Below are 19,131 nucleotides of genomic sequence, written 5' to 3'. Positions count from 1 at the left end.
CCGGCGGCGCCGTATATCGGTTGTTTGCGTAAAAGACATTTCCTCCGAGCGCCGTGTCTTCGCGTGCCTTAATCTCGCAGTGCCGTATTCCGGGGTGCCGGCCTCAAAAGGGGTATTCCGCTATTCTCAACCGGCTGCCGGTGTGCGCCGTAAAACCATCGCATTCGTTTCCATGGTCATCACCACTTCGTCCTTTTGGTTGAGGACTTCGTAGGCGCCTTTGATCAGGCCGATATTGGGGCGCGAGGCGGATGGCCGTTTTTCGGTGGTGCGCATTCTGACGCTGAGGGTGTCGCCGGGGAAGACGGGTTTTTTCCAGCGGATATTGTCCACGCCCGGTGAGCCCATGCCGGCGAACCCTTCGGCCATCATGCGGTCGACCATTATGCGCATGGCCATTGCGCAAGTGTGCCAGCCGCTGGCGCACAGCGCCCCGAAAACGGACTGTTTCGCGATGTCGTCATTCAGATGAAAGGGCTGCGGATCGTATTTGCCGGCGAAGTCGATCACCTCTTCGCGGGTGACGGCATAGTTGCCATAGGTCTCCTCGACGCCGATTTCGATATCTTCATAAAAAATCTTGAACATGGTGACGGCAATCCCCCGCGATGGTTAACGTGCGATAATCACGTGATGAAAATCATGAAGGGCGACAGTGAAGCCGGGATTGGCTCGCAGGTCAAACGGGATTAGTGTGCATGACCATGGGGAGTGTCCGAACAAGACTGGGGACCGTCTGCGCAGCTGTCTGGCTGGGGGTTTTCCTTTGCCTGCCCGCCGCGGCGGCGGAGCGGATCAAGGCCACATATAATTTCGTCTGGAACGGCTTCATCATCTATACGGCCGTGACGGACGTGACATCGAACGGTCTGTCCTACGATGTGGCGATCACATCGCGTACACGCGGAGCCCTGCGCGTTTTCGTCAAGGGGGAAAGCCTGGTGACGGCCAAAGGACGCCGTGAGGCCGGCACCGCCATGGCGGGGGAGTACAGGTCGGAAGGGCGCTGGGGAGGCGACAGTTTTTTCCGCAGCATGCGGTTCGGCCGCGACGGCCGCCTTCAGGATATGCAGGAAGACTGGCCGGAAGAGTGGTTGCAGGATTATCCCCGCGAACCGGTGCCCGAAACGCTGCAGACCGCCCCCGACCCGACAGCCCTGATCATAAGACTTCTGGATCATCCGGTGGTTGCCCGCGCGGCCGAACAGCCGCAGGTCTTACGGTCCTTCGATGGGCGTACCGTCTCCGATGTGACGCTGAGCTGCGATGAGGGCGAAACGGTGAGCGTACTGGAAGAGTCCCGGTTTTCGCCGGTTGCTGGAGAGGCGGTGCCCTGCCGGTTGACCCTGGCGCTGGTAGCCGGGCATCTGATCCTGAGCGAGGAAGAGAAGGAAAAACGTGCCCGGGCCGAGGAAAAGCGGCGCAAACGGCAAAAGCGGGAGGGACGATCACGCCGCCGCAAGGCGGAAGACGATACGCCGGACCCGCAGAAGGACGGCATCGTCATGTGGTTCCAGGATGTGTTCGGCGACGGCCGCATGCTGCCCGTCCGGGCGGAGACCGAGACGGAATGGGGAACCGTGCGCATGTATCTGAAGGATTTCAGCCGGGAGGACGGCCCGCCCATGGCCGTGCCTCGGGACACGGGCCGATAGGGAAAAACAAGCCTATCCCGTAAGGGCGGGGAGGTTTTTTTACTGCGAACCGGGAGGGAGACGACAATGACGTGGAAGCAAACCGTAAGCGCGCGATACACGATGCGGGGTATGGCGTCCCTGGCGGCGGCCCTGACAGCCTTGACCCTTGTTATGCTGGGCGGAAGTGCCGTTCTGGCCGAAGGAGGCGGGGTAACGGTCATCCATGCCGGAACCCTTCTGGACCGGCCGGGCGAACCGCCGCGCAGCCGTCAGACGCTTGTGGTGGAAAACGGACGGATCCGCGAACGCCTTGAAGGGTACCGCGATGCGGAAAGTTTCGGCGATGATGCCGTACTGGTCGATTTGAGGGATCATTTCGTCATGCCGGGCATGATGGACATGCATGTGCACATCCAGGGAGAACTGGGTCCTGCGAATGACCGGGACCGTCTGCGTCTGTCCGATGCGGACGTTGGCATGCGGTCCGTCAGTTACGCGGGCAAGACGCTGATGGCGGGATTTACCACTGTTCGGGATCTGGGGGCGGAACCGACGCATCTTTTTGCTTTGCGCGATGCCATTGCCAAGGGCTGGGTTGCGGGTCCGCGCATTGTCGGGGCCGGCAATGTGACCGTCACGGGCGGGCACGGCGACGTGGACGGCATGCGGCACGATCTGTTGGAGCTGTACACGCCGAAAACGGCTTGCGATGGCCCCTATGACTGCCGCCGTGCCGTGCGTCAGGCGATCAAGTTCGGCGCCGATGTCATCAAGATCCAGTCCACCGGCGGTGTCCTGTCGGATACCACAACCGGAACCGGTCAACAGGTCGCCGATGACGAATTGAAGGAAATCGTCACCACCGCCCATGCCCTTGGCCGTAAAGTGGCCGCCCATGCCCATGCCGCCGAAGGGATCAATGCCGCGTTGAGGGCCGGTGTCGACAGTATTGAACACGGGTCCTATGCCGATGCGCAGAGTATCCGTCTGTTCAAGGAAACAGGCGCCTATCTGGTGCCGACCCTGTTGGCCGGGGACACAGTGGTCAAGATGGCTGAAGGCAGTGGATTCATGCCGCAGGCCATCCGGGAAAAAGCCCTGCGTGTCGGCAATGACATGAAGGGTAATTTCGCCAAAGCCTTTTCCGCCGGGGTAAAGGTTGCTTTCGGCACTGACAGCGGCGTATCGCGCCATGGGACCAATGGACAGGAAGCGGTGCTGATGAATGAGGCCGGCATGCCGGCCATGGATGTGCTGAAGTCCATGACCGTCAATGCCGCCGATCTGATCGACATGTCTGACAGTCTCGGTACGCTTGAACCGGGTAAGCATGCGGATATCGTCGCCTTTGCCGGCGACCCTCTTGACGATATCCGGGCTGTGCTGGCGGTCAATTTTGTCATGAAGGGCGGCGTTATTCACAAGCAACCATGACGGTGGGGCCGGTGACGGCATTCGTCGGCGATGGACAAGATTATTCGCCATTTTGCATCCGGTCAGTCGTTTTATTGAGCTTATGGCGGCAATCGGCTAATAATTGACAAGCGCGGGCCGGCCTGTCCGGCGCCTGCGCAGTGCCGCATTGGAATGGGCGCCGGCAATCAGCGGTAGGGCATGTGGTGGTGGAAAGTCGTGCAATCAGCCTGGTCGATCGGCGTGCTGTTTTCGGTGCTGTTTCCCTGTGGTTGACAGGGGCATGGCTGACCGTTGCGGCCATTTTATTCGCCGATGCCTTCGGTGCGGGGCAAAATCTGATCAAATCCCGTCTGTTCTGGGAACTGGCTTTGAGCATCCAGATCGTTTCGCTTGCCCTGATGTGGGAGGCGCATATCGAGCGGTTTGAGGATGTGTCTCCGGAATGGCCGCGTTCAGCCGTCATGGAGCGTATTATCGGGGGGCTGTTGCTGGCCAGTGCCCCGTTGTGGGGGACGTTGCTGGCGTTACAGGTCAATGTGTTCGGTGACGGCACAGAGATTGTCGACGTTCACCGGGGTATGATGATCATTGGCCTGATACTGCTGGCTTTTTATGTTGTCCTGCCGACCGTCCGGCGGCTATGGCCGCAGGCCTGGGGACCGGCGGCCGCCCATCTGGAGCCGTTTTCCCTTCGCGGATTCATCGCCGACCATGTGGTCGTGCTGTGTCTGATGGCGGTCAACCTGGCGACAGTCTGGGGGATATACAAACCCGCCGTTCTGATAACGCCGCTTTTGCTGTATGCGCAATTCAGTCTTCCCTATCTGAAAACGGCCTTCGGCATCGAACGCCGGCTTTAGCACCCGTTTTTTCGTCTGTTCTCAGGGGGATGCGGTGCGCTTTCCCTTGGCTGTGCTTGCGGACAGAAACTGCTTCACCCTGTCCATCGGCAGGGCCTCGACCCGGCCACGATGACCGGTGACCGTTTCGGCGGCAAAGAGGGCATTGTATATGGCTTCCTGCGTGGCCTCGGCCACCGCCTGGAACAGGGGGGACATGGCGTCATTTGGCAGTTCGGGCCATGCCGGCGGTTCGGTCGTCTCTGCACGGCGGGTTTCGGGATGGCTGGAAAAGGCGATGACATAGTCGCCGGAACCGTTTGTCAGGCTGGCCCCGGTGCGGGCCAGGCCCGCCACCGCCCGTTTGGCGAGTCTGAGCAGATTGCGGTCGCTGAGCGGTGCGTCCGTGGCGACGACAATCATGATGGACCCATCGCCGCTGGTGTCGCCCGCGATGTCGTCTTTCAGAAAATAACGTCCAAGCCGTTCACCGACCCTGATGCCGTCTATGGTCAGGATACCGCCCATGTTGGCCTGGACAAGGACGCCGACCGTCCAGGCACCGAGGGTTTCAGGCAGGCGCCGGCTGGATGTGCCGATGCCGCCCTTGAAATCGAAGGCGACGGTTCCGGTGCCGGCCCCCACATTGCCCTCTGCCACGGGACCGCCGCGTGCTGTTTCGATCGCGGTTCTGACGTGATTCTTCGTAATGGCGCGGGCGCGGATATCGTTCAGGAACCCGTCATTGGTTTCGCCCACGACCGCATTGACCGACAGGATATCTTCATTTCCTTTTTGTGCCAGTGTCCATTCCACGGTGCCGGCCAGACCCTCGGCGACTGACAGGGTGTTTGTCAGAATTACGGGTGTTTCGATTTCACCCAGTTCGCGCACCTGGCTGATGCCGGCCAGTTTGCCGTACCCGTTGATGACATGGACCGCCGCCGGCACTTTCGATGTCCGCAGATTGCCCGGTGCCGGAATAATGGCCGTGACGCCGGTGTTCAGGGCTTTGCCCTCGGCAAGGGTAACATGGCCGACCCGTACACCGGCGACATCCGTGATGGCATTGTGAGGGCCAGGCGTCAGTACGCCCGGCGCCACACCGAAAGACCGTGCGCGCTGGTGGTCCTGCGCCGCCGTGGATACATTCGCGGGTGTCCAGCCGTCCAGAAGGATCAGGGCGGCCGGCAGAAGCCATCGCATCATCATGATCTTTTCTCCCCCACCGGTTTTCAGCCTATCAGTCCGGACAGGCCGATCAAGCCTCTTGACACGTAACCAAATAGTTTCTTATATAAGTAACCAATAAGTTACATTTAAGGCACTGTCCAAAAAGATCATGATACCCGAGCACGACATATACAGCGCCATAGCGGACCCGACCCGGCGTCGGGTAATTGCCATGCTGGCACGCGAGGATCTACCGGCCGGAGCGGTTGCACACAGGATCGACGGCATGAGCCGGCCTGCCGTTGTCAAGCACCTGAACATCCTGCGCCGAAGCGGCATCGTCATAACCGAAAAGCAGGGACGGCAGCGGATCAACCGTCTGAACCCTGCTGCATTGCAGGATTTGAAGGCGTGGGTCGCAGAGATCGACCGGTTCTGGGAGACACGCCTGACGAGACTGAAGGACCTAATTGAAAGCGAGGAGTGGAGCGATGGCTGACAATCTTTGCGATCCGATCCCCGATATTGTGAAAAGTATCGATATCGCCGCGCCGCCCGCGCGTGTCTGGGCCTGGTTGAGCGAACCGGAGAAACTTGCCAAATGGCTGATGCCATTTCACGGCAGCCTGAAGCAGGGTGAGACGGTCCGTTTTTACATGGATCCGGTGCCGGACGGCGACTGGGATGGAGAGATCCGTTGCCATATCACGGCATTGGAAGAGGACAGGCGTCTTGCCTTTACCTGGACTGACAATCAGTTCGGTTATGAAGATACATATGTCGAGTTTATCCTTGAGGACCGTGGCGGCACTACGCGCCTGACGCTGTCGCACAAGGGGTGGGATGCTCTGACGACGGAGCGCGGCCGGGCGCTGCGCAAGGACCATGACCCGGGCTGGGACGAGCATATCACCGTTCTGGGCGCACTGGCTGAAGGACGGTCGGACCAGGGCTGGCTGGAATGCCGGGCGGCCGGTCTGGCTGCGTCCTGCTAAGATTTGGCCACGTCCTGCTAAGGTCGGGCCACGTCCTGCTAAAAAGCCTGCCGGGCGTTACACATTGAAGCGGAACAGCATGATGTCGCCGTCCTGGACGATGTAGTCCTTGCCTTCAAGACGCATTTTGCCGGCGTCCTTGGCGCCCTGTTCCCCATTGCAGGTGATATAATCGTCATAGGAAATGGTTTCCGCGCGGATGAACCCCTTTTCGAAATCGGTATGAATAACGCCGGCCGCCGCCGGGGCCCTGGTCTCGCGGGCGACGGTCCAGGCCCGGCTTTCCTTCGGGCCGGCGGTGAAATAGGTGATCAGGTCTAGCAGGGCGTAACCGGCCTTGATCACGCGGGCAAGACCGGTCTGGCCAAGGCCCAGCGTTTCAAGAAATTCGGCTTTTTCCGCATCGTCGTCCAGTTGGGCGATTTCCTCCTCGACCGAGGCCGAAATGATGACCATGCCGGCATTCTGCCGGTCCGCCATGCCTTTCACGGCGGCGGTGTGGACATTGCCGTCCGCGGCACTGTCTTCGTCCACGTTGCAGACATACAGGACCGGTTTTGTGGTCAGAAGCTGAAGGTTTTTGAGAATGCGGGTCTCTTCGTCACCGTCAACGTCCAGAGCCCGGGCGGGCTGGCCGTCCTGCAGGACGGCCATGGCCCGTTCCGCCACGACAAGGGTGGCTTTTGCCTCCTTGTCGCCGCCACGCACCTTGCGCGTCAGTCCCTGGACGCGGCCTTCCAGGCTTTCCAGATCGGCAAGCATCAGCTCGGTTTCGATGGTGTCGGCGTCCGCGACCGGGTCGACGCGGCCGTCGACATGGGTGATGTCGTCGTCTTCAAAACAGCGCAGGACATGACAGATGGCGTCGACCTCGCGAATATTGGCAAGGAACTGGTTGCCGAGACCCTCGCCTTTCGAGGCGCCACGGACGAGCCCGGCAATATCCACGAAGCTGAGCTGTGTCGGGATCACATTGGCGGATTTGGCGATACCGGCAATCTTGTACAGACGCGGGTCCGGCACGGGCACCTGCCCGACATTGGGTTCGATGGTGCAAAAGGGATAATTGGCCGCGGCCGCGTTAGCGGTGTTGGTCAGCGCGTTGAAAAGGGTCGATTTACCTACATTGGGCAAGCCGACAATGCCGCATTTGAACCCCATGGCTCAGTCTTCCTTTTTCAGGGCCCGCAGGGCGTCCGCCAGGGGGCCTTCGGTTGTTGTGCCGGTGGTGGCCGGTTTTGCCGCCGTCCGGGCCGTGTCCGGCGTATTTTCCGACAGCGGTTTTTCTGACAACGGTTTGTCTGGCAGCGGTTTTTCCGGAGCGTTTCTTTTCTCCGAATTGTTATGGGCCGGCGCCAGCGTCAGGGCCACATCGCTCATAAAGCGCGGGGCATCGCCATCGGCAAGCCGCCCGATCCGATCCGCCACGGCGCCGAGAAGGGCGTCGAGAGCTGTTTCCTCGTTTCTGGCAAAATCGCCCAGGACATGGCCCGTGACCTTCGCCTTGTCGCCCGGATGACCGATGCCAAGGCGGACACGGATGAAATCCGGTCCGATATGGCTCGCAATGGAGCGGATCCCATTGTGGCCGGCGGCGCCTCCGCCCGCTTTGACCTTTACCTTGCCGAAGGCCAGATCAAGTTCGTCATAGAGAACAATGACGTCTCCGGCGGTCAGCTTGTAAAATCGCATGGCTTGCCCAACGGCACGCCCGCTTTCATTCATGAAGGTCCGCGGCTTCAGGGCGAGCACTTTGTGGCGCCCGATACGGCCTTCGCAGAGAGTGGACTGAAAGCGTTTGCGCGGCGCGGAAAAGTCATGGCGGCGGATGATTTCATCCACCGCCATGAAACCGATATTGTGCCGGTTCTTCCGATATTTGTCGCCCGGGTTTCCGAGACCGACAAGGAGCAGCATGACAGAGCCTCCCCACAGTCACGGGAGCCAGGGGGCGGGCCCTTAGTCCTGGCCGCCTTCTTCGCCTTCGTCTTCCGCCTCGGCCTCTGCTTCGGCACCCGCTTCGGCCGATTTCAGGCCTGACGGCGCGACAACCGCAAGAATGGTAAAGTCACGGTCCGTGATGGTCGGCTTACAGCCTTCCGGCAGGGTGACGTTGGAAATCTTCACGGCATCGTTGATATCCAGTTCGGCGACCGATACCTCCACCGCTTCGGGAATTTTATCACCGGGGACTTCCAGCTCGATCTCGTGGCGGGTGTGATTGATCACACCGCCCCGTTTCAAGCCCGGCGCCACATCCTCGCCGACCACTCTCACGGGCACGGACATGACGACCGTGGCCCCCTTGGCCAGACGCAGGAAGTCGATATGCATGGGAACATCCGAGACGGGATGTAGTTGCAGATCGCGTGGCAGAACGGTTGATTTTTTGCCGCTCACATCGATTTCATAGGTGTGCGACAGGAAACCGCCCCTGTTGATAAGACGGATCACTTCGTTCTGCGGGATCTGGATCGCTTCGGGATCCTTGTTGTCGCCGTAAATGACGGCGGGCACATAGCCGGAGCGGCGTGCGGCGCGGGAGGCTCCCTTACCAACCCGATCACGCGGCTCTGCCTTGATGGAAACGACGTCTGCCATTTCTGATCATCCTTGAACCTGAGACGCCGGACAGGCCCATCCTGCCCGACACCCCGAAACGCCTCCAGGGATGCGCACGGGGGATTTCCCGAACAGGCGGCCCCATCCGAGTCGCGCGGGATTTACCGTGAATCACGAAGATTGGCAAGGAGAAAGGCAAGGAGCCTTTACATGACGTAGTCCGTCCAGTCGTGTGGTGATGGTGCGCATCCCGGGCAATATCTTTCCGGACACCATGGCCGTATTCTTTGTCAGATCGGCCGACTGTCAGGAGTCGTCCGTGTGATGACGTTTTTCCGGTGAGCCGGCCGTTCGGTGATACATCACAAAATTGGATATTTTTTTAAACCGCACCCCTGGTTGCATGCCCGGTGCCGGTATGGATGTCTGCTTCCCATTCTGCACCGGTCCCTGAGACATTAAGCAGAAGCATTAGGTTGCGCCGGCAGCTAACGGATAAGCTGAAAAAAATTCCACGGCTTTCAATGAAAGTCGCGGAAAGTAAAAGCTATTATAAAAATAAGGGTTGTGGAGATGCTATCGAACATTTCTATCAAAGAAGGTCTGCGTCTTTTGATGGGGCTGATGGTTTTGAGTTTGATTTTATTGAGCTTTGGGGCTGCATTACCTGTCAAAGACAGTCTCCTGGCCGAGAAGGAGGCCAGGGCACGCGCTTTATCCGAGGTGGCAAAAAGCCTTGTCGCCTATTATCGCGGGCAGGAAGTGTCCGGCGTGCTGGACCGTGCAACAGCACAGGCACAGGCCATCGCCGCCATCGCCGACCTGAGCTATGACGGCGACAATTATTACTGGATTAATGATTTCAACGCTTTTCTGGTCTATCACCCCAGCGCGCAGTTGAATCAATCCGACGGCAGCGGTTTCCAGGATGCGAACGGCAAAAGAATTTTTGTCGAATTTGCCAAGACGGCGCGGGAAAAGGGCGAAGGCTTCGTCGATTATTATTTTCCGCGTCGCGGCGAAACCGATGCGGAGCCGAAATTATCCTATGTGGCAGCCGTATCCGGTTGGGACTGGGTTATCGGGACCGGTTTCTATATCGACGATGTGGACCGGCAGTACTGGTCCATGCTCCAGCGCATGATCGGAGCGACCATCGTGATCGGGCTTCTGGTGGCAATCCTTGCGATGATGATCAGCAATCGACTGACCGCGCTGGTCGATAATCTGCACAAGGCAATGGAACGGCTGGCGGCCGGCGATCTTCAGCTGACAATCCCAGGGCTTGGCCGGCGCGACAATATCGGCGCGATGGCCCAGGCGTTGCAGGTTTTCCGTGACAGCCTTGTGGAAAAGCAGGCGCTTGAAGCCGAGGCCGAAAAGGAACGTCAGCGGGCCGAGGAAAAACGCCTGGCGCAGGAAGCCGAAGAGCGCAAAGCGGCGGAGCGCGAGCGTCAGCGTGAAGAGGAAACACGCCGTCAGACCGAGGAAGCCCGGGTGGCCGCCATGGCCGCCATGGCCGATGAGTTTGAAAAAACCGTGCTGGAAATCGTTGACGACGTATCCGCGGCCGCACAGGCCATGGCGGACAAGGCCCAGACCATGAACGGCAATGCCTCGTCCACGTCCGATCAGACCGCGCAGATGGCAGATGTCACGCAAAGGGCGTCGGACAATCTGTCATCGGTCGCGGCGGCGGCCGATGAACTGGCGACCGCCGTGCGCGAAGTCAGTGAACGCAGCGAGGCCTCGATGCGGTCCGCCCGCGGTGCGGTCGATCAGGCAGCCAGAACCACCGATGACATGTCCGCACTGGCTGGCGCGGCTGAAAATATCGGGCAAGTGGTCGGACTGATCAACGACATTGCCGAGCAGACCAATCTTCTGGCCCTGAATGCGACGATTGAATCCGCCCGTGCCGGCGAAGCCGGAAAAGGGTTTTCGGTCGTGGCCAGCGAGGTCAAGGCCCTGGCCAGCCAGACGGCCAAGGCGACTGATGATATTCGTGAACAGGTCGCGGGCATGCAGTCAGCCGTCTCATCCATGGAGGATGCCATCGGCGGGATCCAGTCCATGGTCGGCAATATCGATGAATCGACCGGTGCGATTGCCGCCGCGGTGACGGAACAGGATGCATCCACCGCCGAAATCGCCCGCAATGTGACCGATGTTGCCAAGGGCACCAACGAGATTGCCGATTCCATGCAAAGCATGCGGGACAATGCCCTGGAGAATCGTGACAGTGCCACCAGCCTGAGTGAATCGGCCGAGGATTTGAAAAGCCTGGCCGGTGTCATGCGCCAGGCAGTGGACGGGTTCCTGGAAAAAGTCCGCGCCTGAGGACGCGGATGAGTACTGTGTTGGCACCCGGTTCTGTCACTTGACGGTCACTTGGCCGAGACAGCTATCAGCAGCCCGGCACTCGCTGTCATATGCTCGCGCATGTGACGGGTTGCTCAAACGAAACGGCGTCCTGTTCGGCGGGGCGCCGTTTAGTCGAACAGGCTGGAAACACTGGTCTCGTGGGCGATGCGGTTCATCGCCTCGGCCAGAAGGGGGGCGACGCTGACGACGCGGATTTTTTCCGCCGCGCGGACACCGTCGGTGGGCCGGATGCTGTCCGTGATGACCAGTTCGGTCATATTGCTGGCATCGATCCGTTCCAGCGCCGGGCCCGACAGCACGCCGTGGGCCACATAGGCGGACACCGATTCCGCGCCGGTATCCATCAGTGCCTGCACGGCATTGCACAGGGTGCCGGCACTGTCGACGATATCGTCCACCAGCACGCAGTGATACCCTTCCACGTCGCCGACGATATTCATGACCTCCGACACGCCGGCGCGCTCGCGGCGTTTGTCGATGATGGCGATGGGTGCGTCCACCCGTTTGGCATAGGCACGGGCACGCACCACGCCGCCCACATCCGGGCTGACGATCATCAGCCGTTTGTCGGTGAATTTTTCCTTCATGTCCCGGACCAGCACCGGCATGGCATAGAGATTATCGGTCGGGATATCGAAGAAGCCCTGGATCTGGCCGGCATGCAGATCGATGGTCAAAACGCGGTCGGCCCCCGCCGTGGTGATCAGATTGGCGACCAGCTTGGCTGAGATGGGTGTTCGCGGTCCTGGTTTACGGTCCTGGCGGGCGTATCCGTAATAGGGAATGACCGCTGTAATCCGCCGTGCCGACGCGCGTTTCAGGGCGTCGATGCAGACCAGCAGTTCCATCATATTGTCATTGGCGGGATAGTGGGTTGGCTGAATGAGAAAAACGTCTTCTCCCCGGACATTTTCATGGATTTCGACGAAGACTTCCTCGTCCGAGAAGCGTGTGACCTTTGCCTTGGTCAGCGGCATGTTCAGATAGGCGGCAATCGCTTCGGCAAGCTCCGGGTTGGCGTTGCCGGACAGAATTTTCATGCCCATGCCCTGGTCTCCGTGTACCCCGGCCGGTCTGTGCCCCGAGAGTGCGGACCACGCCGGCTTTTCATCCCCAAGCGGCGGAAAGGTCAAGCCGTGCCGGCCGGACGGTTTCGCCAGTTATCCCGTGGACCGTCGGTCCACGCGCGCAAGCGGGTCTAGCAGTGCCCGCCCCCTTTTGTAAAGTCCGGCCGCGCGGCCGGCGCCCTCGTCGGCCGGGACGGAATTGCCGAAGACGCCGGGCAGTTCCGGCGCCGCGAATCTATGGTGCGATCATGATGGCGGAAACCTGCCGGCCATAATCGGTTTCGCCCCGATGCGTGCACCGACGATAGGAAAAATAATCGCCGTTTTGATAGGTATCGATCCCGGCGCACCAGATGCGGGTGACACCCGCAGCCTTCAGCCGGCGGGCAGCGTACCCTTCCAGATCGAACTGGAAATGATCCTCATCGCGGCCGTCCGCAAAGTGGTCCGCAGCCTGCGAATCGCATTTCAGAACCGCCGCGTGCATGTCGCGGCCCACTTCATAGCTGGTCTGGGAAATCGCCGGTCCGATAGCGGCGCGAATGTTCTCCCGCGTGGCACCCAGGGACATCATGGCATCCGCCGTGGCCTCGAGAATGCCGGTAAGCGCGCCCTTCCAGCCTGCATGGGCGGCGCCGATGACGCCGGCGGCCGGGTCGTGCAGCAGCACCGGGGCGCAGTCCGCCGTCAGAATGCCGAGGATCAGGCCGGGCCGGTCCGTGACCATGCCATCGGCTTGGGGGCGGTCACCGGCCCAGTCCTTTTGCACCGTGACGGCCCGGTCACCATGCACCTGATACAGGCTGAGCAACGGTGTGTCCCGTCCCCCGGACAGGCAATTGGCTGCGATGCGCCGGTTTTCGGCAATCCGCGCCGGTATATCGGCGGAGCCGGGCCCGCAATTGAGACTGTCATACACCCCCCGTGACGTGCCCCCCCGCCGCCCGAAAAACCCGTGAGGGCATTCCATAAAGGGAGTGGCCAGATGCGGAACCGTGCGTGTCCGGGTCATGTCGTCAGCTTGGCCCAAAGCCGGGGGGCGGGGCAAGGCCGTCCGTTGCCAGTGCCAGCACTTTGAACAGGGTACCCATCTGATCGGGGGCGGTCAGGCGTTTCAGGTCCGCCAGAAGCCGGGCCTGCCGTTCCGTGTCCTGGCCTTCGGACAGGCGGACGGCCCGTTCGCCGATGCCAAGGGTCATAAGAAACGTCCCCTGTTCCGTTGGTGGCGGGGCCTCGATACCGCGTTGAAGGGCGGCCCGCCGCAGGGCGGCGAAATCCACATGGGCGGTGAGGTCCGCCTGTCCCGGTGCGTCGAACGGGTCCGCATAGGCATGGCCGCTGACAGCCTGAAAGGTGTCGCCGGTGGCGGACACGCTGTGTCCGTAGTCGATGATCAGGGCGCAGCCGGGATACCGTTTCAGCCGGTCCGCGATCTGCCCGACGATGGACAGACCCGCCGGGCAGACCTCGGCAATGCTGCCTGCGGGCGCGTCGTCAAGACCGGGCGCCAGAAGCGCCAGTTGCGGTCCTGGGGCCGTCAGTGTCCAGCCCAGGCGATCCCCATCCGCCGCCACGCGACGTTCCTGCCAGATATCCCCCTGTTTTTCGAACTGATGGATGGGCAGGGCATCGAAAAATTCGTTGGCGACGATCAGGCAGGGCCCGTCCGGCACGCCGTTCAGGCTGTCATGCCAGGTGGCGGACGGAACGGCGGCGCTTTGTTCGTTCCGTCGGGCCGCGCCCCGTTCGATAAAATGGACGGTGATCGCGTCATGAAAGCCGGCAATCCGGCGCGCGGTCCGCAGCATGTCGGCCATAAGGGTCCCGCGTCCCGGTCCCAGTTCGATCATCCGCAGGGTGTCCGGGCTGCCCATGGCGCGCCAGCGGTCCGTGCACCACAGGCCGATCATCTCGCCGAACATCTGGCTGATGTCGGGGGCCGTGATGAAATCCCCATCCGCGCCGAAGACGGGGGCGGTGCTGTAATATCCGTGGCGTGGATCAAGCAGGCAGGCCGCCATGTAATCGGCCAGGGTTATCGGCCCGGTGGTTGCGATCTGCCGGATCAGCCGCTTTTTCAAGGGGGTCATGGGCATGTCCCGCCTTTTCGGTCAGGAGGCCGCTTTGCCCGGATGGCGGCGTGTCATCAGCCACAGGGCGAACAGCAACATCGGGATGCTGAGCAGCTGCCCACGGGAAATGCCCGCCATCAGACCGAGATGGGCATCCGGCTCGCGGACGAATTCCACCAGCAGGCGGGCAAGGCCATAGCCCATGAAAAACAGCCCGGCGATGAAGCCCGGCCAGCGCCGTCTGAGATCGGTGAAATTATACAGGCTCATCAACAGGACCAGCAACAGCAAGCCCTCGCCGAACGCTTCATAAAGCTGGCTTGGATGGCGGGGCAGTCCGAGCGGGTCGCCGGGAAACACCATGGCCCACGGCACATCGGTTGCCCGGCCCCACAGCTCGCCATTGATGAAATTGGCGATCCGTCCCAAAAACAGTCCAAGCGGAGCAACGGTGGCCACGGCGTCGGACACTTTCCACAGGTCCAGATTGTTGCGGCGGCAAAACAGAATGACGGCGAGGATCACACCGATCAGTCCGCCGTGAAAAGACATGCCGCCGTCCCACAGGCGCAGAACGGCGAGCGGATCGGCCAGATATTTCGGCAGATTGTAGAACAGGACATAACCCAGGCGCCCGCCGCCGACGACGCCGATCACCGCCCAGGTGAGGAAGTCGTCCACATGCTGCGGCGACATCGGCGCCCCGGGTTTGCGGGCCAGCCGCTTGATATACCACCAGCCGAACAGCAGTCCGGCAAGATAGGCCAGCGAATACCAGCGGATCACCAGCGGACCGATCCGTATCAGGACGGGATCGATCTCGGGGTAGGGAAGGGCGGCGGTGGTTGCCGTCAGGCCTGCCAGAATTTCAATCATCTATCATCCCAGTCGTGGCGAACCCTCGCCCCCGCAGAAGCCCGCTCTTGCGCGATAAGGCCGTTTCTTTGACAAAATCCAGCCCTGCATGGAGGCGGCACCTGACCCCGTCCTTCCGGCGGGCCGGTGTGGCCTGCCGGAAAAGCACAGCCGGCAAAACGGTGGCCGGTATGGCCGGAACGGCGCCCATCTTGAGGCTGCCGGGCGCCGTGTCAAGCGCACGATCGGGTGAAGTCCCGCGCACTGCCTTGCAAGATCGCTTACAGGTAAGATCTTCTTTAGGGAAGACCGCAGAGTGACGATCGCGGCGAGACGGGGCATTCTGAGTGGCGGCCATTGCATTCGCGGCAATGGTGCCTCATATGCGTATCAGGGGCCGTTTTCCGCGACAGCGTTTTGGAAAACGGCCATACGGGTTTATCGAGGAGAGAGCGGATGCAGACCAATCACCCCTTTTTCGACGATCTGGCCAAGCTGGCGAGCAATGCAGCAGGTGCCATGAACAGCGCGCGCAGTGAGATGGAAGAGACGTTCCGTGCCTGGTTGCAGCGTCAGCTTGACGGGATGGACCTTGTCACCCGCGATGAGTTTGAAACGGTCAAGGCCATGGTGGAAAAGGCCCGTGCGGAAAATGATGCCCTGCGCGCCGAGATCGACAGCCTGAAAGCGGCCCGGACCACATCGGCGAAACCGGCGGAGGCAAAGCCGAAACGGGCCACCGCATCGGCCCGGAAACCGGCGGCGTCTCGCAAAACGAAACCGGCCACAAAAGATTCATGAAAAAAATCAAAGCCGACCCCCTGCTTCAAGGCCGTCTTTTAAGACTCTGAAATGAGTCAGGAATTGGGCCGGGCGACTCTGTGACATTCTGCGGAGAATGCCATGTTGCCTGCAAAATGAGACAACTTCACCCTTGCGCCGTCTACTCAGTGATGGCACGCTAAATATGGTATTCGTTATTAGCAGGGAAGCCAGATACAGTGACTCTGGTTCAAAAGCGATAACGCAGACCGGCGCAACTTGATCTGCCGGTCTCCTATAGCCCGGCGGATCTCTCCAGGGGAAACGCAATGACAACATTGAATACCGGGCATAGCGAAGCTTATACCGCTAATCCAGTGGACATGGCTGAAGAGCTCGCCGGAACCAATGAATGGAGCTATGAGCGACACAGTGATGACGAGCTGACGCTTTTCCTGTCAGGGGAATATACCGATCTTCAATTCCGCCTTTTCTGGCGAGACGACTTTAAAACCCTTCAATTCGCCTGTCTGTTTGATCTGAAAGTGCCGCCGGCACGCCGCGACATGATCTATAAGTCCATCGGCCTGATCAATGAGCGTCTGTGGATCGGGCATTTTGAATATTGGGCCGAGGAGGATGCCCTGCTGTTCCGTCATGCCAGCCTGGCCAATGACCCGATTTTCGGCGCCATTTCCCAGGATCATGTGATCACCATGATTGAAACCGCGCTTGGCGAGTCAGAGCGTTTTTATCCCGTTTTCCAGTTCGTCATGTGGGGTGGCAAAACCCCGGAAGAGGCGATCGAGGCGGCCATGCTGGACTGTATGGGCAACGCCTGACGACTTCCTGTCCTTGACCGGCTGTCTGCCGGGCCGGACAGCACGGTGACGGGTACCGACCTGTTCGGAGTATCCAGTCTGCCAATGGAAGAAGCGGCTTTCGCGGGCCGCTTCTTTTTTGTCTGTGGCGTTTTGGATGCCGATGACGGATAAGCCGGGCAGAGGGAACGTCCGCGCCGTTTGCGGCCGTTCCCCAGCGAAGAGGAGGCCGTGTTTATGTTCGAACAGTTTTCGCCGGATATGCCGCTTCTGCTGGTCGGTTGCGGCCGGATGGGGCAGGCACTGGCCGCCGGGTGGCTGGCACGGGGGCTGACAAGCGATGCGTTGTGGGTGCTGGACCCCGCGTGCGATCGGTCCGCACTGCCGGACGTGCCGGGCGAACATTGGGCGGCGTCTCCCGAAGGGCTTGCCGCCATGTCTGTCCCGCGCACGGCCGTGATCGCCGTCAAGCCGCAAATCATGGGGACGGTGCTGCCGGGGTTGGCAGCCCTTCTGGGACCGGAAACGCTGGTCATTTCAGTCGCGGCGGGCACGACGCTTGCCAGTCTGGCCGCCGGGCTTTCCGCTGGGACTGTTTCCGGGACTGCACCTGGGCTTTCTGACCGTCCGAGGCTGATCCGGGCCATGCCCAATACGCCGGCCGCCGTCGGCCAGGGAATGACGGGTCTTGTCGGGCCCGGCTGCGACGCCGGGGATAAACAGCTTGCCGGGGCGCTGATGGGGGCCGTCGGCAAAACCGTCTGGATCGCCGATGAGGCGTTGATGGACAGTGTGACGGCGGTCTCCGGCAGCGGGCCGGCCTATGTGTTCTATTTCGTCGAATGCCTTGCCGCTGCGGCGCGCGATGTGGGGCTTGATCCCGAGAGCGCCGATCTTCTGGCCCGCCAGACGGTGATCGGTGCCGCTTGTCTGATGGATGCGGACCCTTCCAAACCCGCCGCGACACTGCGCGACGAGGTTACAAGCCCGGGCGGCACCACGGCGGCGGCGCTGGATGTTCTGATGGCTGCGGACAGTCTGGCCCCCCTTGTCAGGCAGGCCGTCCGTGCCGCCCGCGACAGAGGCCGCGCCCTGGCCGGAGACGACTGAGGCGAAAGGCGGTTGAGGACAGGGCGCCTTTCCAAAGAGAGGATATGGGGAAAAGCGGCCTATCTGCGTACACGGCGGTATACGAGACCGATCGGGCATCAGCACCGGCGCAAAGCCGTCCGTCGGTGGCCAGCGCCGCCATCACATCGCGCTCTTATCAATCCATGTTTGCTTCAGACAGAAAGAAAGCCCCGGAAACCGGGGCTTTGAAAGTAACGATTGGGAGGTTCGCGCGCTGCACCGCAGAGTTTTTAAGCCGGCCCCGGGTGGGAAGTAGGGGGGAGGGGAGGTACCCCGGGGCCGGCTCGTAATGACGATACTCAAAACTAGCGTCATCAAGTCTGCTGCAGTGCAGCGTTCGCCTATGATATATAAGGATGTCGGATACTTGGGAGAACCCATGAATTGATCACGCCAGCCATGCATTCATTGCATGGCCTTTGTCGGATGGTGCGGGTGTATAGGCCATATGGAACCGACCCTGCATGGCGGCCTTTCGGTCAGAACAGATTGCTTTCCGCCCGGAGCTGGCGCGCCAGGAAATCCCGCAGCAGAGTGACCCTGAGAGACCCGCGCAATTCGGGTGGATAGCAGAAGAAACTGTTGTAGGAGGCGATGTCCACATCGGGCAGAATCCGTACCAGGCGCCGCCTGTTATGCACCAGATAATCAGGCAGGATGGCGATGCCCATGCCGGCTTCGACCGCATGGAGGATGCCGTACATGTTGTTGACCTGAAGCCGTGCCTCACGCGGGGTGCTGGTGCGCCCGATATGCGAGATCAGGTTCAGGTCCCGGATGGTGGATATGGTGGTGGTGCCGTAGGTGACGATGTCATGGCTGTCCAGATCCTGTAATGTGACCGGGGTGCCGCGCCGGTCCAGGTATTCCGGACTTGCATAGATATGGGCATGAAAAGTGGCGAGCGGCCGGGCGATCAGATCGCTTTGTTCCGGATCGTGCAGACGGATGGCGATATCGGCCTCACCGGCGGCCAGGTCCAGATCGTCATCGTCGAGGATCAGTTGCAGATCGATGTCCGGATAGGTGTCCATGAACTGTTTCAGGTGCGGGGTCAGCCATATGGCGCCGAAGGTGACCATGGTCGTCACCCTGAGCAGGCCGGAGGGGCGTTCCCGCGATTCGCTGAGGCTGCGTTCCACCTCCTCGATGTTGTGGTGAATGTCACGGGCGGTCTTGTAAAGGCTTTCCCCTTCCTGTGTCAGGACCAGGCCACGGGCATGGCGCGTGAACAAGGCGGTGTTCAGGCTGTCTTCCAGGGTTTTTATCTGGCGGCTGACCGCCGACTGGCTGCTGTTCAGGCGTGCGCCGGCGCTGGTGAAGGAACCGGAGTCGGCGACGGCCAGAAAAATGCGCAATTTGTCCCAATCCAAGGACATGGTGTTTTGCTCCCCATCCTGACGGTCCGGGCTGCCG

The 19,131-nt window shown here is 60.8% G+C and carries 19 protein-coding genes; 9 read left to right on the top strand and 10 right to left on the bottom strand.

Annotated features, from left to right (window positions below; translation table 11 throughout):
• Nucleotides 1-126: 126 nt before the first annotated feature.
• Nucleotides 127-588 carry a MaoC family dehydratase gene (locus BXY39_RS04015; protein WP_121937511.1) on the bottom strand — a complete coding sequence of 154 codons (462 nt, stop codon included), beginning with the start codon at nucleotides 586-588 and terminating at the stop codon, nucleotides 127-129.
• 110 nt (nucleotides 589-698) lie between these two features.
• On the opposite strand from BXY39_RS04015, the gene BXY39_RS04010 reads away from it, so the two are divergent.
• From BXY39_RS04010 to BXY39_RS04000, 3 genes are all read left to right on the top strand, one after another.
• On the top strand, nucleotides 699-1,655 hold the full coding sequence (locus tag BXY39_RS04010; RefSeq protein WP_121937510.1) for a DUF3108 domain-containing protein: 957 nt from the start codon (nucleotides 699-701) through the stop codon (nucleotides 1,653-1,655).
• A 102-nt stretch (nucleotides 1,656-1,757) separates the two neighbouring features.
• Nucleotides 1,758-3,071 carry a metal-dependent hydrolase family protein gene (locus tag BXY39_RS04005; RefSeq protein WP_121937509.1) on the top strand — a complete coding sequence of 438 codons (1,314 nt, stop codon included), beginning with the start codon at nucleotides 1,758-1,760 and terminating at the stop codon, nucleotides 3,069-3,071.
• Nucleotides 3,072-3,259: 188 nt separating this feature from the next.
• Nucleotides 3,260-3,913: a hypothetical protein gene (locus BXY39_RS04000; protein ID WP_147453459.1), complete on the top strand. Its 654-nt coding sequence runs from the start codon at nucleotides 3,260-3,262 to the stop codon at nucleotides 3,911-3,913.
• 21 nt (nucleotides 3,914-3,934) lie between these two features.
• Here the strand turns inward: BXY39_RS04000 and BXY39_RS03995 are convergent, their stop codons facing one another.
• Nucleotides 3,935-5,098 carry a P1 family peptidase gene (locus BXY39_RS03995; RefSeq protein ID WP_121937734.1) on the bottom strand — a complete coding sequence of 388 codons (1,164 nt, stop codon included), beginning with the start codon at nucleotides 5,096-5,098 and terminating at the stop codon, nucleotides 3,935-3,937.
• 136 nt (nucleotides 5,099-5,234) lie between these two features.
• Between BXY39_RS03995 and BXY39_RS03990 the strand changes: the two genes are divergently transcribed.
• Both BXY39_RS03990 and BXY39_RS03985 read left to right on the top strand, forming a co-directional pair.
• Nucleotides 5,235-5,564 carry an ArsR/SmtB family transcription factor gene (locus BXY39_RS03990; protein WP_121937507.1) on the top strand — a complete coding sequence of 110 codons (330 nt, stop codon included), beginning with the start codon at nucleotides 5,235-5,237 and terminating at the stop codon, nucleotides 5,562-5,564.
• Nucleotides 5,557-6,060 carry an SRPBCC family protein gene (locus BXY39_RS03985; protein ID WP_121937506.1) on the top strand — a complete coding sequence of 168 codons (504 nt, stop codon included), beginning with the start codon at nucleotides 5,557-5,559 and terminating at the stop codon, nucleotides 6,058-6,060. Before BXY39_RS03990 ends, BXY39_RS03985 begins: the two co-directional genes overlap by 8 nt.
• 57 nt (nucleotides 6,061-6,117) lie before the next feature.
• Here the strand turns inward: BXY39_RS03985 and ychF are convergent, their stop codons facing one another.
• From ychF to BXY39_RS03970, 3 genes are read right to left on the bottom strand one after another with little or no spacing between them, the layout of a single operon-like run.
• Nucleotides 6,118-7,221: a redox-regulated ATPase YchF gene (gene ychF, locus BXY39_RS03980; protein WP_121937505.1), complete on the bottom strand. Its 1,104-nt coding sequence runs from the start codon at nucleotides 7,219-7,221 to the stop codon at nucleotides 6,118-6,120.
• A gap of 3 nt (nucleotides 7,222-7,224) precedes the next feature.
• Nucleotides 7,225-7,977: an aminoacyl-tRNA hydrolase gene (pth, locus tag BXY39_RS03975; RefSeq protein ID WP_121937504.1), complete on the bottom strand. Its 753-nt coding sequence runs from the start codon at nucleotides 7,975-7,977 to the stop codon at nucleotides 7,225-7,227.
• Nucleotides 7,978-8,019: 42 nt separating this feature from the next.
• Nucleotides 8,020-8,661, bottom strand: coding sequence for a 50S ribosomal protein L25/general stress protein Ctc (locus BXY39_RS03970; protein ID WP_121937503.1), 642 nt, complete (start codon nucleotides 8,659-8,661; stop codon nucleotides 8,020-8,022).
• Nucleotides 8,662-9,195: 534 nt separating this feature from the next.
• Between BXY39_RS03970 and BXY39_RS03965 the strand changes: the two genes are divergently transcribed.
• Nucleotides 9,196-10,962: a methyl-accepting chemotaxis protein gene (locus BXY39_RS03965; RefSeq protein ID WP_121937502.1), complete on the top strand. Its 1,767-nt coding sequence runs from the start codon at nucleotides 9,196-9,198 to the stop codon at nucleotides 10,960-10,962.
• Between the two features lie 152 nt (nucleotides 10,963-11,114).
• Here BXY39_RS03965 and BXY39_RS03960 read toward each other — a convergent pair whose 3' ends face one another.
• From BXY39_RS03960 to lgt, 4 genes are all read right to left on the bottom strand, one after another.
• The gene (locus tag BXY39_RS03960) at nucleotides 11,115-12,047 is read right to left on the bottom strand and encodes a ribose-phosphate pyrophosphokinase (RefSeq protein ID WP_121937733.1); all 933 of its coding nucleotides are present in this window, start codon (nucleotides 12,045-12,047) and stop codon (nucleotides 11,115-11,117) included.
• Nucleotides 12,048-12,309: 262 nt separating this feature from the next.
• Complete coding sequence (pgeF, locus tag BXY39_RS03955; RefSeq protein WP_211332073.1) at nucleotides 12,310-13,086, bottom strand: peptidoglycan editing factor PgeF; 777 nt, start codon at nucleotides 13,084-13,086, stop codon at nucleotides 12,310-12,312.
• A 4-nt stretch (nucleotides 13,087-13,090) separates the two neighbouring features.
• On the bottom strand, nucleotides 13,091-14,164 hold the full coding sequence (locus tag BXY39_RS03950; RefSeq protein ID WP_121937731.1) for a class I SAM-dependent methyltransferase: 1,074 nt from the start codon (nucleotides 14,162-14,164) through the stop codon (nucleotides 13,091-13,093).
• A gap of 21 nt (nucleotides 14,165-14,185) precedes the next feature.
• Entirely contained in the window at nucleotides 14,186-15,022 is an 837-nt protein-coding gene (gene lgt / locus BXY39_RS03945) for a prolipoprotein diacylglyceryl transferase (RefSeq protein WP_121937501.1), read from the bottom strand.
• A gap of 435 nt (nucleotides 15,023-15,457) precedes the next feature.
• On the opposite strand from lgt, the gene BXY39_RS03935 reads away from it, so the two are divergent.
• From BXY39_RS03935 to proC, 3 genes are all read left to right on the top strand, one after another.
• Entirely contained in the window at nucleotides 15,458-15,802 is a 345-nt protein-coding gene (locus BXY39_RS03935) for an accessory factor UbiK family protein (protein ID WP_121937499.1), read from the top strand.
• A gap of 290 nt (nucleotides 15,803-16,092) precedes the next feature.
• Nucleotides 16,093-16,605: a type III secretion system chaperone family protein gene (locus BXY39_RS03930; protein ID WP_121937498.1), complete on the top strand. Its 513-nt coding sequence runs from the start codon at nucleotides 16,093-16,095 to the stop codon at nucleotides 16,603-16,605.
• A gap of 216 nt (nucleotides 16,606-16,821) precedes the next feature.
• A complete protein-coding gene (gene proC, locus BXY39_RS03925) occupies nucleotides 16,822-17,694 on the top strand; it encodes a pyrroline-5-carboxylate reductase (RefSeq protein ID WP_121937730.1) in 873 nt (290 codons plus the stop codon).
• Nucleotides 17,695-18,194: 500 nt separating this feature from the next.
• On the opposite strand, the gene BXY39_RS03920 is transcribed toward proC, so the two are convergent.
• Complete coding sequence (locus BXY39_RS03920) at nucleotides 18,195-19,094, bottom strand: LysR family transcriptional regulator (protein WP_245998955.1); 900 nt, start codon at nucleotides 19,092-19,094, stop codon at nucleotides 18,195-18,197.
• Between the last annotated feature and the right edge of the window lie 37 nt (nucleotides 19,095-19,131).

Origin of the sequence: Eilatimonas milleporae (genome assembly GCF_003688555.1) — a bacterium.
In the GTDB taxonomy this organism is placed as follows: domain Bacteria; phylum Pseudomonadota; class Alphaproteobacteria; order Sphingomonadales; family Kordiimonadaceae; genus Eilatimonas; species Eilatimonas milleporae.
This window is presented reverse-complemented; position numbering and strand designations above follow the sequence as displayed.